This window comes from Pseudomonas koreensis (genome assembly GCF_024169245.1).
Classification (GTDB): Bacteria; Pseudomonadota; Gammaproteobacteria; order Pseudomonadales; family Pseudomonadaceae; genus Aquipseudomonas; species Aquipseudomonas koreensis_F.
The window spans coordinates 4776998-4791504 of record NZ_JALJWP010000001.1; the positions used below are offsets into that span (position 1 = coordinate 4776998).

17 protein-coding genes are annotated in these 14507 nt (G+C 59.8%); 11 read left to right on the forward strand and 6 right to left on the reverse strand.

Going from position 1 to position 14507, the window contains the following annotated elements:
• Positions 1 to 222, forward strand: a complete 222-nt coding sequence (locus tag J2Y90_RS20980) for a hypothetical protein (RefSeq protein ID WP_253502649.1) — start codon at positions 1 to 3, stop codon at positions 220 to 222.
• On the forward strand, positions 219 to 1592 hold the full coding sequence (ppnN, locus tag J2Y90_RS20985) for a nucleotide 5'-monophosphate nucleosidase PpnN (RefSeq protein ID WP_133336521.1): 1374 nt from the start codon (positions 219 to 221) through the stop codon (positions 1590 to 1592). The genes J2Y90_RS20980 and ppnN overlap by 4 nt, the downstream gene beginning before the upstream one ends.
• A 198-nt stretch (positions 1593 to 1790) precedes the next feature.
• Here the strand turns inward: ppnN and J2Y90_RS20990 are convergent, their stop codons facing one another.
• Positions 1791 to 3194 (reverse strand): FAD/NAD(P)-binding protein, encoded by a 1404-nt coding sequence (locus tag J2Y90_RS20990; RefSeq protein ID WP_253502652.1) that lies wholly within the window; start codon positions 3192 to 3194, stop codon positions 1791 to 1793.
• Entirely contained in the window at positions 3195 to 3758 is a 564-nt protein-coding gene (locus J2Y90_RS20995) for a helix-turn-helix domain-containing protein (RefSeq protein ID WP_253502655.1), read from the reverse strand.
• Positions 3759 to 3843: 85 nt separating this feature from the next.
• Here J2Y90_RS20995 and J2Y90_RS21000 point away from each other — a divergent pair, with 85 nt between their 5' ends.
• The 7 genes from J2Y90_RS21000 to J2Y90_RS21030 all read left to right on the forward strand — a co-directional run bounded on the left by J2Y90_RS21000 (position 3844) and on the right by J2Y90_RS21030 (position 11073).
• Positions 3844 to 4779 carry a DMT family transporter gene (locus J2Y90_RS21000; RefSeq protein ID WP_253502659.1) on the forward strand — a complete coding sequence of 312 codons (936 nt, stop codon included), beginning with the start codon at positions 3844 to 3846 and terminating at the stop codon, positions 4777 to 4779.
• A 236-nt stretch (positions 4780 to 5015) separates the two neighbouring features.
• Positions 5016 to 7934 carry a monovalent cation/H+ antiporter subunit A gene (locus J2Y90_RS21005; protein WP_253502662.1) on the forward strand — a complete coding sequence of 973 codons (2919 nt, stop codon included), beginning with the start codon at positions 5016 to 5018 and terminating at the stop codon, positions 7932 to 7934.
• Positions 7934 to 8278 carry a Na+/H+ antiporter subunit C gene (locus J2Y90_RS21010; RefSeq protein ID WP_016775082.1) on the forward strand — a complete coding sequence of 115 codons (345 nt, stop codon included), beginning with the start codon at positions 7934 to 7936 and terminating at the stop codon, positions 8276 to 8278. The genes J2Y90_RS21005 and J2Y90_RS21010 overlap by 1 nt, the downstream gene beginning before the upstream one ends.
• Positions 8275 to 9954 carry a monovalent cation/H+ antiporter subunit D gene (locus J2Y90_RS21015; protein WP_253502666.1) on the forward strand — a complete coding sequence of 560 codons (1680 nt, stop codon included), beginning with the start codon at positions 8275 to 8277 and terminating at the stop codon, positions 9952 to 9954. Before J2Y90_RS21010 ends, J2Y90_RS21015 begins: the two co-directional genes overlap by 4 nt.
• Positions 9951 to 10439 carry a Na+/H+ antiporter subunit E gene (locus tag J2Y90_RS21020; RefSeq protein ID WP_253502669.1) on the forward strand — a complete coding sequence of 163 codons (489 nt, stop codon included), beginning with the start codon at positions 9951 to 9953 and terminating at the stop codon, positions 10437 to 10439. Before J2Y90_RS21015 ends, J2Y90_RS21020 begins: the two co-directional genes overlap by 4 nt.
• The gene (locus J2Y90_RS21025; RefSeq protein WP_071172757.1) at positions 10436 to 10714 is read left to right on the forward strand and encodes a K+/H+ antiporter subunit F; all 279 of its coding nucleotides are present in this window, start codon (positions 10436 to 10438) and stop codon (positions 10712 to 10714) included. The genes J2Y90_RS21020 and J2Y90_RS21025 overlap by 4 nt, the downstream gene beginning before the upstream one ends.
• Positions 10711 to 11073, forward strand: a complete 363-nt coding sequence (locus J2Y90_RS21030) for a Na+/H+ antiporter subunit G (RefSeq protein WP_253502671.1) — start codon at positions 10711 to 10713, stop codon at positions 11071 to 11073. The genes J2Y90_RS21025 and J2Y90_RS21030 overlap by 4 nt, the downstream gene beginning before the upstream one ends.
• Before the next feature lie 129 nt (positions 11074 to 11202).
• Here the strand turns inward: J2Y90_RS21030 and J2Y90_RS21035 are convergent, their stop codons facing one another.
• The 4 genes from J2Y90_RS21035 to J2Y90_RS21050 all read right to left on the reverse strand — a co-directional run bounded on the left by J2Y90_RS21035 (position 11203) and on the right by J2Y90_RS21050 (position 13541).
• Positions 11203 to 11643, reverse strand: a complete 441-nt coding sequence (locus tag J2Y90_RS21035) for a DUF3995 domain-containing protein (protein WP_253502674.1) — start codon at positions 11641 to 11643, stop codon at positions 11203 to 11205.
• A gap of 91 nt (positions 11644 to 11734) precedes the next feature.
• Entirely contained in the window at positions 11735 to 12751 is a 1017-nt protein-coding gene (locus J2Y90_RS21040) for an ABC transporter substrate-binding protein (protein ID WP_253502677.1), read from the reverse strand.
• Positions 12752 to 12876: 125 nt separating this feature from the next.
• Entirely contained in the window at positions 12877 to 13074 is a 198-nt protein-coding gene (locus J2Y90_RS21045; protein ID WP_253502680.1) for a hypothetical protein, read from the reverse strand.
• Positions 13071 to 13541 carry a hypothetical protein gene (locus J2Y90_RS21050; protein WP_253505279.1) on the reverse strand — a complete coding sequence of 157 codons (471 nt, stop codon included), beginning with the start codon at positions 13539 to 13541 and terminating at the stop codon, positions 13071 to 13073. The genes J2Y90_RS21045 and J2Y90_RS21050 overlap by 4 nt, the downstream gene beginning before the upstream one ends.
• 399 nt (positions 13542 to 13940) lie before the next feature.
• On the opposite strand from J2Y90_RS21050, the gene J2Y90_RS21055 reads away from it, so the two are divergent.
• Both J2Y90_RS21055 and J2Y90_RS21060 read left to right on the forward strand, forming a co-directional pair.
• Entirely contained in the window at positions 13941 to 14216 is a 276-nt protein-coding gene (locus tag J2Y90_RS21055; protein ID WP_253502683.1) for a hypothetical protein, read from the forward strand.
• 47 nt (positions 14217 to 14263) lie between these two features.
• A complete protein-coding gene (locus J2Y90_RS21060) occupies positions 14264 to 14503 on the forward strand; it encodes a DUF2789 family protein (RefSeq protein WP_253502686.1) in 240 nt (79 codons plus the stop codon).
• Positions 14504 to 14507 lie beyond the last annotated feature (4 nt).

Below are 14507 nucleotides of genomic sequence, written 5' to 3' on the forward strand. Positions count from 1 at the left end.
ATGACTTCCCTGATTGACAAAAGGCGCAACGGAAAAAACTCGCCGGCGCATTATCGCATCGCATCGCGTTTTAGCTATGCTGGGGCTCCTTTTCATCTTTTCAGCGTCCAACGGGGACATGGCGGTACAGCGCAGATCGTGCCATCTTCATTCATGGATACACACTATTCGGATGCCATCCGCTGCGTTGTGGATGACATCGTTTTAAGGATCACTGCATGACCCAACGACACGTAATCAATGCCTCGGTCAGCCCGAAAGGCAGTCTGGAAACCCTTTCTCAACGTGAAGTCCAGCAACTGAGCGAAGCCGGATCCGGCAGCACCTACACCCTCTTCCGCCAGTGCGCCCTGGCCATCCTCAACACTGGCGCGCATGTCGACAATGCCAAGACCATCCTCGAAGCCTACAAGGACTTCGAAATCCGCATTCACCAACAGGATCGCGGTGTGCGCCTGGAGCTGCTGAACGCTCCGGCCGACGCGTTCGTCGATGGCGAGATGATCGCCAGCACCCGCGAAATGCTTTTCAGTGCCTTGCGCGACATCGTCTATACCGAAAACGAACTCGACAGCCAGCGCATCGACCTGAGCAACTCCCAGGGCATCAGTGACTACGTGTTCCACCTGCTGCGCAACGCGCGTACCCTGCGCCCAGGCGTCGAGCCGAAAATCGTGGTGTGCTGGGGCGGCCACTCGATCAATACCGAAGAATACAAATACACCAAGAAAGTCGGCCACGAACTGGGCCTGCGCAGCCTCGACATCTGCACCGGTTGCGGCCCGGGCGTAATGAAAGGCCCGATGAAGGGCGCGACTATCGCCCATGCCAAACAGCGCATTCATGGCGGTCGCTACCTCGGTTTGACCGAGCCGGGCATCATCGCTGCCGAAGCACCGAACCCGATCGTCAATGAGCTGGTGATCCTGCCGGACATCGAAAAGCGTCTGGAAGCCTTCGTCCGTGTGGGCCACGGCATCATTATTTTCCCGGGCGGCGCCGGTACTGCTGAAGAGTTCCTCTACCTGCTCGGCATCCTGATGCACCCAGGCAACGAAGGTCTGCCATTCCCGGTGATCCTCACCGGGCCGAAGAACGCTGCACCGTATCTGGAACAGCTGGATGCCTTCGTCATCGCGACCCTGGGCGAAGCGGCGAAGCAGCATTACGAGATCATCATCGATGACCCGGCCGAAGTGGCGCGGCAGATGACTCAAGGCCTGAAAGCGGTGAAGCAGTTCCGCCGCGAGCGGAACGATGCGTTTCATTTCAACTGGCTGTTGAAGATCGACGAGGGTTTCCAGCGTCCGTTCGATCCGACCCACGAAAACATGGCCAACCTGAAACTGCACCGCGACCAGCCACCCCACGAACTGGCGGCAAACCTGCGCCGGGCGTTCTCTGGCATCGTCGCTGGCAACGTCAAGGACAAGGGCATTCGTCTGATCGAGGAGCACGGCCCGTATCAGATCCGTGGTGACGCGGCGATCATGCAGCCGCTCGATGCACTATTGAAAGCCTTCGTCGCCCAGCACCGGATGAAGTTGCCGGGTGGCGCGGCGTATGTGCCTTGTTATCGCGTGGTTGCATAACTCTTCCGACCACCACATAACGAATGTAGGAGTGAGCCTGCTCGCGATAGCGGTGGTTCAGTCAATAAAAGCTGACTGATAGACCGCGATCGCGAGCAGGCTCACTCCTACAGGGGCTGCGGTGTGGCGCAAATTGTTTTCACAACCTCAGTACCCTGTGGGAGCGAGCCTGCTCGCGAAGAGGCCCCGGAGAACACATCAATCTCTCAGGCTATTCACCAACCGCCCTGCCAACGCTTTAGCCTGCGCTGCCACATCCGTCACCGCCGTACTCTCCCACCACATCCCGCGCAACGGCGGGCCCATGGCAAACAGCTGAGCACTCACGCGCCCTTCGGCATCGACCACAGCGCCGTCCACTGCTGCGATGCCCAACGCCAACGGCCCCGGCTGCACCAGTCCCCGCGCCAGCAATTGCTGTGGCAACGGCCGGGCGACCCGCCGCCAGTCGTATTCGATGCCGCTTGAGTTGATCAGCGCCGCACCGCTCACGACGCGTGTTTCAGTCTCACCGCGCAGACGAATGCGAATGCTCACAGCCTCGCCCGTGCCGGGTTCGAGCCCGTTGAACGACGCGGCATGAATGCGCAACCGCCCTTCGTCATGCAGTCGCTCGATCAACTCGGCGCTCAGCGGTGGCGAGCGATGGTGATGACTCTCCCACCACGGCCGCACATGGCGTACGAATTGTCGACGCTGCACGTCAGTCGCCTGACTCCACAACCGAGCGATATGCGCGCGAACGGTATCGAGTGGCGCCTGCCAATCAACGCCTTGAGCTACGGCGTCGCGACAGTGTCGACGCAATTCGTGCAATAACTGGCGGGGCGTGCGGATGCTGTGATCTGCTGCCAGAAAATCCACCCAGGCTGGCGGTTGCCGACGAACATGGGGCAGCAAACCATGCCGTGAAAACACCTCGATCGGCCCGCGATGCCCGGCCTGTTCCAGCGACACCACGGCATCGACCATGGTCAGGCCGGAGCCGATGATCAGCACGGAGGATTGCGGGTCGAGTTCGCGCATGGCCGCCACATCCCAGGGATCGAGCGCGGCGGCGTTGAGGCCACTGGATTGCGTCTGCGGCGTGCGCGCGGCGGGAAACATGCCGGTGGCCAGAACTGCGCGGGAACCCCACAAATACTGGCCATCGCTTAAGGTGAGTTGCACTGAACCGGACTCGATCTGCAGGTCGACGACCTCAGCACAGATATGTTCAACCGTCGAACCTTGCCGCGCACCCACCGCCTTGGCCTCGGCAAGACGCTGTTGCACATAGACGCCGAACAAGCCGCGAGGCGGGAACAGCTCGCTAATTGGCACATCCTGCTCAGCGGACTCCGGCCAGCCGCCGTCAGCAATGTGCTCGGTCAGCCATTGCGTCAAATCATCAGGATTATCTGGATCAACACTCATTCGCGCCGCGTTGCCGTTCAGCGTATGGCCCAACTCGACCGCACTGTAAGCCTCACCCCGTCCCAGTTCCGCACGCGGCTCGATGATCAGAATCCTTCGTTGCCCAGGCAGGCGTAACAACTGCACCGCCAGCATGGTGCCGCTCAGGCCGCCGCCGATGATCAGGATGTCCGCAGGCTGCTCCATTCAGATCACCACATTACGCACGAACCACGCTGCGACTTCACCATCGTTGCGATAGGAATGCGGCTGATTGCTGGCGAACATGAAAAACTCTCCTTTATTGATGTGCTGCGGCTGATCGCCGAGCATCAGCGTCAAACAGCCTTCGAATACGTAGATCTGCTCGCTCCAGCCATCGGCGTCCGGTTGCGACGGGTAGACTTCGCCCGGTTGCAGACACCACTCCCATTGCTCGACTTCACGGGTCGCGATGGCCTTGGACAGTAGCACCGCCCTGCTGCCTGGAATCGTGCCCGCCCAGGCAACCTCGTTGATCCGGCTCGGGTCGCGCGCATCGGGCGCTTGAATCAGATCGCTGAAGGCCACGTCGAGGGCTTCGGCGACGCGATCAAGCGTGGTCAGGCTGACATTCTTCTCGCCGGCCTCGATCGCCACCAGCATGCGTCGGCTGACCCCGGATTTTTCCGCCAGCGCGGCCTGGCTCATGTCCGCAGCATGGCGTAGACGTCGGACATTCTGGCTGACGTGTTGCAGGACGGAGGCTCGCTGAGTCGAATCTTTGTGCACTATATTGCTCACTCGGTGGGGTTGGGCAGTATACTGCGCAACGTTGGCGGCATTGTGCGGCCTCCCTTTTACAGTGCGCAAGGTCATGATGTCGCCGAACAATTCTTCTACCCGAATCCGCTTCTCCCGATTCAGCAAAGCCGAGTGCGTGCTGGTGCTGATCACCATGATCTGGGGCGGCACGTTCCTGCTGGTGCAGCATGCCATGACAGTCAGTGGGCCGATGTTTTTCGTCGGCCTGCGCTTTGCCGCAGCGGCAGCGATCGTCGCAATGTTTTCCTGGCGTCACCTGCGTGAATTGACCTTGTTCGAAGTGAAGGCAGGATCGTTCATCGGCGTGGCGATCATGCTCGGTTACGGCTTGCAGACGGTCGGACTGCAAAGTATTCCGAGCAGCCAGTCGGCGTTCATTACCGCGCTGTATGTGCCGTTTGTGCCGCTGCTGCAATGGCTGGTACTTGGCCGTCGCCCAGGATTGATGCCGAGCATCGGGATCATGCTGGCGTTCACCGGATTGATGCTGTTGTCGGGTCCCTCGGGGGCGGCGTTGAATTTCAGTCCCGGTGAGATTGTCACGCTGATCAGCGCAGTTGCAATCGCGGCCGAGATTATCCTGATCAGCACGTTCGCCGGGCAGGTCGATGTGCGGCGAGTGACGGTGGTGCAATTGGCGGTCACGGCGATGTTGTCGTTCTTGCTGGTGGTACCCACCGGTGAAGCGATACCGGATTTTTCCTGGTTGTTGCTGGCCACGGCTTTGGGCCTGGGCGCGGCGAGTGCGGCGATTCAAGTGGCGATGAACTGGGCGCAGAAGAGCGTTTCGCCGACTCGGGCGACGTTGATCTATGCCGGTGAACCGGTGTGGGCCGGGATTGTCGGACGGATTGCCGGGGAGCGCTTGCCAGCAATTGCGCTGGTGGGCGCGGGGTTGATCGTTGCGGCGGTGATTGTCAGTGAGTTGAAGACCAAGGGAAAGAGTGATCAACCGCAAGATGAACTGGAGCGGGAGCTCCTTGGCTAGGCTGCGTCTGCCCTAGGGCTATCGCGAGCAGGCTCACTCCTTACAGGGTGGATGCGTTTCAAATTGTAGGAGTGAGCCTGCTCGCGATGAGGCCATCTGCAGCAACCTGCTCTCGTAGAAACAACGCCAAACACAAAATTCCAGACTACTTTGTAGGATTCTGCGACATCCTCGCGTTTGGTGATCGGGGAGCTGGCACGTATGATGCTTTACAAACTTCCGCAGATTAGAAGCCTATGTCCCTGATAGTTCTACTGCTTCTGCCATTCATTGGCAGCTGTCTGGCAGCGGTGCTGCCGCACAACGCGCGTAATGCCGAATCCCTGCTGGCGGGGCTGATCGCTTCGATCGGCACCGTTCAGGTCGCGATGCTGTACCCGCAAATTGCCCACGGCGGGGTCATTCGCGAAGAATTCATGTGGTTGCCTAGCCTCGGGCTGAACCTCATTCTGCGCATGGACGGCTTCGCCTGGCTGTTCTCGATGCTGGTGCTCGGCATCGGCAGCCTCGTCTCTTTATATGCCCGTTATTACATGTCGCCGGACGATCCGGTCCCGCGTTTTTTCGCGTTTTTTCTGGCGTTCATGGGCGCCATGCTTGGCCTGGTGATTTCCGGCAACCTGATTCAGATCGTGTTTTTCTGGGAGCTGACCAGCCTTTTCTCGTTCCTGCTGATCGGCTACTGGCATCACCGCGCCGATGCGCGGCGCGGTGCCTATATGGCGCTGATGGTCACCGGTGCCGGCGGTTTATGCCTGCTGGCGGGGGTCATGATCCTCGGCCATGTCGTCGGCAGCTATGACCTGGACAAGGTCCTGGCCGCCGGCGATCTGATTCGCGCACATGCCCTCTACCCTGTTCTTTTGCCACTCATCCTGATTGGCGCGCTGAGCAAAAGCGCGCAATTCCCGTTTCATTTCTGGCTGCCCCATGCAATGGCGGCACCGACGCCCGTCTCGGCATACCTGCACTCGGCGACCATGGTCAAGGCCGGGGTTTTCCTCCTTGCACGTCTGTGGCCATCGCTGTCCGGCAGTGAAGAATGGTTCTACATCGTCAGTGGTGCCGGCGCCTGTACGCTGTTGCTTGGCGCGTACTGCGCGATGTTCCAGAACGATCTCAAAGGCTTGCTGGCCTACTCGACCATCAGCCATCTCGGCCTGATCACTTTGCTCTTGGGTTTGAACAGTTCATTGGCAGCGGTCGCCGCGGTTTTTCATATTCTCAATCACGCTACCTTCAAAGCCTCGCTGTTCATGGCCGCCGGCATCATCGACCACGAAAGCGGCACCCGTGACATCCGCAAACTCAGCGGTCTGATCAAACTGATCCCGTACACGGCGACGCTGGCCATGGTCGCCAGTGCGTCGATGGCCGGGGTGCCACTGCTCAATGGGTTCCTGTCGAAGGAAATGTTCTTCGCCGAAACCGTCTTCATCAACGCCACGGCGTGGGTTGAAACCAGTCTTCCGATCGTCGCGACCATCGCCGGCATGTTCAGCGTTGCCTACTCCCTGCGTTTTACTGTCGATGTGTTTTTCGGGCCCACCGCTACCGATCTGCCGCACACTCCGCACGAACCGCCGCGCTGGATGCGCGCGCCGGTGGAACTGCTGGTCTTCACCTGCCTGCTGGTGGGGATTTTCCCGGCGCAGATCGTCGGGCCATTGCTCGCCGCTGCCGCACTGCCGGTTGTCGGTGGTGAGTTGCCGGAATACAGCCTCGCCATCTGGCATGGCTTGAACGCGCCGATGATCATGAGCCTGATCGCCATGTCCGGCGGCATCGTCCTGTACCTGCTGCTGCGCAAGCAGTTCAAGCTGGGCCGCTTCAAGTACCCGCCGCTGGTGGGCCGCTTCAATGGCAAGCGATTGTTCGAGCGCAGTCTGGTAGTGATGATGCGCATCGCCCGGCGCGTCGAGCGCCGACTCGGCACCAAGCGTTTGCAGATGCAGCTGTTTTTGATGGTGTCTGCCGCCGTGCTCGCCGGTCTGATCCCGATGCTGCACAGCAGCCTGAGCTGGGGCGACCGGCCGAAAATCCCCGGTTCGATTGTCTTCGTGACCCTGTGGCTGCTGGCGATTGCCTGTGCGCTGGGTGCGGCGTGGCAAGCCAAGTATCACCGTCTCGCCGCCCTGACCATGGTCAGCGTCTGTGGCCTGATGACCTGCGTGACCTTTGTCTGGTTCTCGGCGCCCGATCTGGCACTGACGCAACTGGCGGTCGAAGTGGTGACCACGGTGTTGATCCTGCTCGGCCTGCGCTGGTTGCCGCGACGCATCGAAGAGGTCTCGCCACTGCCGAGCAGCCTGCGCAAGGCGCGCATTCGTCGTTTGCGCGACTTGCTGCTGTCGATCGCTGTCGGTGCGGGTATGGCGCTGTTGTCCTACGCCATGCTCACCCGGCAGACGCCGAACCACATCTCCTCGTTCTACCTCAGCCGCGCCCTGCCCGAGGGCGGCGGCAGCAACGTGGTCAACGTGATGCTGGTGGATTTCCGTGGCTTCGATACCCTCGGCGAAATTACCGTGCTGGTTGCCGTGGCGCTCACCGTGTTCGCCCTGTTGCGCCGCTTCCGCCCGCCGAAAGAAAGCCTGCAATTGCCGGCGCAGCAACGTCTACTGGCACCGGACGTGGTCACCGATCTGGTCAACCCGCGTTCAGCCAGTGACACCGCGCTCGGTTTCATGATGGTGCCGGCAGTACTGGTGCGCCTGTTGCTGCCGATCGCGCTGGTGGTGTCGTTCTATCTGTTCATGCGCGGGCACAATCAACCAGGCGGCGGTTTTGTCGCCGGGCTAGTGATGTCGGTGGCCTTTATCCTGCAATACATGGTTGCCGGTACGCAGTGGGTCGAGGCGCAGATGAGCCTGCGGCCGCTGCGCTGGATGGGCACCGGATTGCTGTTCGCCACCGCCACTGGTCTGGGTGCGATGCTGGTTGGTTATCCGTTTCTGACCACCCACACCTGGCATATCAGCGTGCCGCTGGTGGGCGACATTCATATCGCCAGCGCGTTGTTCTTCGACATCGGCGTGTACGCCGTAGTGGTCGGTTCGACGCTGTTGATTCTCACCGCCCTCGCCCACCAATCGGTGCGCGGCCACAAAACGGCAGCGCTGCCCAAGTCCGTCGCCAGCAAAGGAGCCGTCTGATGGAAGAAGTCATCGCAATCGCCATCGGCATTCTCGCCGCGTCCGGAGTCTGGCTGATCCTGCGGCCGCGAACCTTTCAGGTGGTCATGGGCCTGTGCCTGCTGTCGTACGCAGTCAACCTGTTCATTTTCAGCATGGGCAGTCTGTTCATCGGCAAGGAGCCGGTAATCAAGGACGGCGTGACCCAGGATCTGCTGCACTACACCGATCCGCTGCCCCAGGCGCTGGTACTGACGGCAATCGTCATCAGCTTCGCCATGACCGCACTGTTTCTCGTCGTATTGCTCGCATCGCGCGGCTTGACCGGCACCGACCACGTCGACGGCCGGGAGCCCAAAGAATGATGGCAATGACTCACCTGATCGCCGCACCGATCCTGCTGCCGCTGCTGACCGCCGCGATCATGCTGCTGCTGGGAGAAAAGCACCGGCCACTGAAGGCAAAAATCAATCTGTTCTCCAGCCTCGTCGGCCTGTTCATTTCGGTGATGCTGCTGCAATGGACACAGACCACCGGCGTTCCCGGCTCTATCGGCGTGTACTTGCCTGGGAACTGGCAGGCACCCTTCGGGATCGTCCTGGTAGTCGATCGCCTGTCGGCACTGATGCTGGTGCTGACCGGCATCATTGGCGTCAGCGCTTTGCTGTTCGCAATGGCCCGCTGGGATGGCGCCGGGTCGAGTTTCCACGCACTGTTCCAGATTCAGTTGATGGGCCTGTATGGCGCCTTCCTGACGGCGGATCTGTTCAACCTGTTCGTGTTCTTCGAAGTGTTGCTCGCCGCCTCCTACGGCTTGTTGCTGCACGGCTCGGGCCGAGCGCGGGTGTCGTCGGGATTGCATTACATCTCGATCAACCTGCTGGCCTCGTCGCTTTTTCTCATCGGCGCGGCGTTGATCTATGGGGTGACCGGCACGCTGAACATGGCCGATCTGGCGATGAAGATCCCGCTGGTGCCGGAAGCCGATCGTGGTTTGCTGCACGCCGGTGCCGGCATTCTCGCCGTAGCGTTTCTGGCCAAGGCCGGTATGTGGCCGCTGAACTTCTGGCTCGTGCCGGCCTACTCCTCGGCCAGCGCGCCAGTGGCAGCGATGTTCGCGATCATGACCAAAGTGGGCGTCTACACGCTGCTGCGCCTGTGGACGCTGCTGTTTTCCGGTCAGGCCGGCGCCTCGGCGTTCTTCGGCGGCGACTGGCTGATCTACGGCGGCATGGCGACCATGGCTTGCGCAGGGCTGGCGATCCTCGCCGCACAGCGTCTGGAGCGCATGGCCAGCCTGAGCATTCTGGTGTCGGCCGGCATCCTGCTCTCGGCAATCGGTTTCGCCCAACCGAACCTGATCGGCGCCGCGCTGTTCTATCTGGTCAGCTCGACCCTGGCGCTGAGCGCACTGTTCCTGCTGGCCGAACTGATCGAGCGCTCGCGCTCGGCCAACGAAATCCCGCTGGAAGACGAAAGCGAACTGCTGCCGCGTCCGCAGGAATCGCTGCAACCGCCCAAGGGCATCAACCTCGACGACGAGCAGAAAGCTGTGGTCGGCCAAGTCATCCCGTGGACCATGGCGTTTCTCGGTTTGAGCTTCATTGCCTGCGCACTGTTGATCATCGGCATGCCACCGTTGTCCGGATTCATCGGCAAGCTCAGCCTGATCGGCGCATTGCTCAACCCGGTGGGGCTTGGCACCGAGGCGCCGTTGTCTCCTGGCGCGTGGGGACTGTTGGCGCTGTTGATCCTGACCGGCCTGGCCTCGCTTATGGCCTTCTCGCGCTTGGGCATTCAGCGGTTCTGGACGCCGGAAGAGCGTCCTTCGCCATTGCTGCGCAAACTCGAATGTGCGCCGATTTTCCTGCTGCTCGGGTTGAGCATCGCCCTGACTTTCAAGGCTGAACCGCTGCTGCGCTACACCCAGGCCACGGCCGATGCGCTGAACAATCCGCAGCAATACGTGCTGGCCGTCCTTGGCACCCGTGCCGTGCCGAGCCCGCAAGCCAGAGCCGACATGCTGGAGGTGCAGCCATGAATCGACTGTTTCCGGCTCCGTGGTTATCGCTGGCCCTGTGGATCCTGTGGCTGACCCTGAACCTGTCGGTCAGCCCGGGCAACCTGCTGCTCGGCGCCGCGCTAGGGTTCGCCGCGCCGCTGATGATGCGCAAACTACGGCCGAAACGCGCGCGCATTCGCAACCCCATCGCCATCGTGCGCCTGTTCTTTCTGGTCGGCCGCGACGTGATCATGTCCAATCTGATCGTCGCCTGGGGCGTACTCAACGCCGGTCGTCGTCCGCCGCGCTCGTGCTTCCTCAAAGTGCCACTGGACCTGCGTGATGCTCATGGCCTGGCGGCACTGGCGATGATCTGCACCGTGGTGCCCGGGACGGTATGGTCGGAACTGGCGCTGGATCGCAGCGTTCTGTTGCTGCACGTCTGGGATCTGGACGACGAAGCGCAGTTCATCGAGCACTTCAAAAGCACTTACGAGCGACCGTTGATGGAGATTTTCGAATGAGCCCATTGCTGTCGAATGCGATTCTGCTGACGCTGTTTCTGTACTGCCTGGCGATGGCGTTGACCCTGGTGCGCCTGTTCAAAGGCCCGTCAGCTCAGGATCGGGTACTGGCGCTGGATTACCTGTACATCGTCGCCATGCTGATGATGCTGACCCTGGGCATTCGTTACGCCAGTGACACCTACTTCGAAGCGGCGCTGCTGATTGCGCTGTTCGGCTTCGTCGGCTCGTTTGCCCTGGCGAAATTCCTGCTGCGTGGCGAGGTGATCGAATGAATGTCGAATTGTCTTTGTGGGTCGAGATTCCAGTGGCGATTCTGCTGGTGCTCAGCGGCGTATTCACGCTGCTAGGCGCAACCGGATTGCTGCGCATGAAGGATTACTTTCAGCGCATGCACCCGCCAGCGCTGGCTTCGACGATCGGAGCGTGGTGTGTGGCACTGGCGTCGATCATCTGCTTTTCCGCACTGAAATCCGGGCTGGTGGTACATGCCTGGCTGATTCCGGTGCTGTTGGCGATCACTGTGCCGGTGACGACCTTGTTGCTGGCGCGGGCGGCGTTGTTCCGCAAGCGTATGGCTGGAGATGATGTGCCAGCCGAGGTGAGCAGTCGTCAGACTGAAAGTGGTAACTGATGATCCTGTGGCGCCTGTGATGGCGCCATCGCGAGCAGGATCACTCCTACATCTCTGAAATGCGTGCCCATTCGGGAGCGAGTCTGCTCGCGAGGAGGCCGGTCGGGTCATTGCGAATTCCGGATCAGCTCAGACCCAAGCCACCGCCAACAACCCCGCTCCCAGCACCGCACACAACGGCGAATACACCCAGGTATCCAGCCGCGCGAATCGCGAATCCTTCACTTCCTTGAAAAAACCGACCAGATTGGAATCGCCGATAGCTCGGGCAAACATCAGCAACGCAATCGCACTGATGACCCATTGCAATGCCTTGTGCTGCACTGCCGGCATGCCCCAACCGACCCGCATGCAAACCAGCACCGCAATCACCAGCAGCGCAGCCGCCACTGCCAGCGTCAGCCAGCCCGAGGGTTTGAAGGCCGGGCGAACTGTGGCCACGAAGCCCGACACCGGCACTTGCGGCACCACCACCGCTGCCGCCCACTGCCCACCCAGCGCCCAATACACATGCATCAAGCCGATTGCCGCGAAGACCGTCACCAGCCATTGAGCCAACACAAAGGTCATGGTTGAAATCCTTCAAAGGGATTTGAACAAACCATCGTAGTCGGATTTTTTGCGCGTGCACGACCGGTCGGCGGTACGTCGGTTTACCCCGTTATTTCAGACCAGCCGTCACCTTGTCGGCCACATCCTTGGGCAGCCACGCCTGCCACACATCCGGATGCGCTTTCATGAACGCCACCGCCGCCTCACGAGGCGCGGTGTGTTTATCGCTCATATCCGCCAGCGCTTTGTTCAACGGCTCGATCGGGAAATCAACCTTGCTGAAGAACTCGGCAATTTGCGGATTCTGCTTCTGAAATGGCGTAGACACGCCAATCGACAGCTTCGATGCCAGCGAGCGGGTCGGTTTTGGATTGGGATTATCGGCGTCGGTCAGGGTTTTCCACGCCTCGGCATCGAATGGTGGCTCTTGCAGTTGCACCAGTTTGAACTTGCCAAGCAGCGGCGTCGGCGACCAGTAGTAGAACAGCACCGGTTTGCCGCGACGAATCGAAGAGCTGATCTCTGCATCCAGCGCAGCACCCGAGCCGCTGCGGAAGTTGGTGAAATCGTCCTGCAAGCCATACGCCGTGAGCTTCTGCTTGTTGACCACTTCCGAGGTCCAGCCGATCGGGCTGTTGAGGAAACGACCTTTGCCCGGGCTTTCCGGGTCCTTGAACACATCCTTGTATTTCTTCAGATCCGTGACACTGCGCAGATCTGGCGCCAGCGGCTTGATGCCTTTGGCCGGATCGCCCTTGATCACGTATTCCGGCACCCACCAGCCTTCAGTGGCGCCTTTCACGGTATCGCCAAGGCCGACGACCTTGCCTTCTGCCTCAGCCTTGACCCAGACCGGACTGCGCCCCGCCCACTCTTCGCCGATTACCTGGATATCGTTGTTGGCCAGAGCGGTCTCAAGGGTAATGGTCGTGCCCGGCAATGTATCGGTCGGCAAGCCGTAGCCTTTCTCGACGATGACCCGCAACACCTCGGTGATCAGGCTGCCGCTTTCCCAGTTCAGGTCGGCAAAGTGGACCGGCGCTTGTGCCGCCTGCAGAGATTGCGCTGACGTCAGCAAACCGAACGTGGCCACGCTGGCCGCCAGTAACCGTCGAAATCCGTTCATGCATCGCACCTCGTGCTGTTCACAGCAATGGCAGTTGGCCTGACAGAAATGCAAGCCTCTGAATGACTCAGTCCACTGACTTTAGCCGAGGTTCCTGCTTTTTCCGGGGGCTGTCACACACGAGGCTATCTTTCAGACTTTTCCTGCAAGCTTTGCAGCTCACGTCTGACCATGCTGGCGTAAGCCGCCGGTTGCAATGCATAGATCTGCGACGCCACCCAACCGAGCCAGGCGCCTTGCAGTTCGGCTTTTCGGACAAACAATCGCTGCGCCTCTTCGCGCGCGCTGCCGCAATTCTGCGAATGGAAGTCCGCGCGGCTCACTCGCTGGCCTTGAAGGTCACCAGTTCGCCTTTGCGCCATTTGGCGGCCTTGGCGGTGACGGCTTTCAAGGTTTTGGTCAGGCCTTCCTGCAGTTGCTCATTGGCGGCGAATATCGTAACGACGCTATGGCCTTCCTTGAACAAAATCGCATGACCTTCTGCCGTGCTCACGAAGGCGTAGTCGCCCAAACCGTAAACCGTCATTTTGATTTCACGAAAACGAATGTCCATCTTGCCGCCTTCACGGCTGGGCAAAACCGACGCTATGAAATGGTCGCCTACCTTGAGCTTGAGTCCGGGTTTGTCATCGACCACCAATGCGCTTTCGGTGTCGATTTCAGCGACGTAAATGCCTTCGGCGTTTTGCTCGGTGATGTAAACAAAACGTGATTGAAATTGCTTGACCAGCTTTGCGCGCAAATCACCCAGCACGAACAAAGCATGCATATCGAGGTTACTGACTGCCAAAGAAACATCCCCACATTTGAAAAACCATGCACCGAAAAACGCGCACGGCAAAGAAACGGCCAAGCCGATGGAAACTGCCAAATCACTCAAAAACCCGAAGCGAGCAAAACGCTCGTGAATCGCGAGGTTCGTAGACTACTGGATTGTCATTAGTGAAACCCGCTCTGAAATCGCCAAACGTTGAAGGAAAAGGCTTCAAGCATGACTGGAGCAAATCTGACTACGAACTTTAGGGAAATTTCTCACGAAAAAAAGCACTTTTCCGACATATCGCGGGCGAAAAATTGCTTTAGATAAGGCCGGTCGTCAACAGGTACTGGCGATTCTAGAGCAGCGATGCTTATTACGACTACCCGCAACGGCCGCTAAATCCCGGCCGACTGATGAAAAGGACTTCATATGTGCACTTTGACTCATTTCGCCACGTCGGCTGACGCAGGAATCAGCACACCTCTGACGGTGCAGGTTGCCGACCTCAGTCACCTTCCGACATCTTCTAACAATCGCCAAACCCCGCATTTTCAAGTGGTGCCAGCGGGCATCGCCTTCTTTCACATCAAGGAGATATCCACGGGACGCGTCAGAGGTTTCCGCGGTAATCACAATGAGGCGTGCGCCCTCGCCCGCTCGCTTGAATCAAAAATCGAACTCCGCGCCGACGACTGCCTCAGATAAGAGGAGTGAACAAACAAGCCATACCGGCGCCCACCAAGGAGTAGATGATGGAACTGCCAACCGAGCTTAACCTGACCACCCTTTTCGACCAGCTGGGCTTGCCGTCCGATGAAGCGTCGATCAATGATTTTGTCGAGGCTCACCCGCTGGACTCGGACACCAAACTGATTGATGCCGGTTTCTGGTCGCCTCAACAGGCGCAATTACTCAAAGAGTGGCTGCGTGCTGACGGTGAAGAAGCGGTAATTGTCGATGAGCTGAACGTACGCCTGCATCGCGGTAAATAAGGGC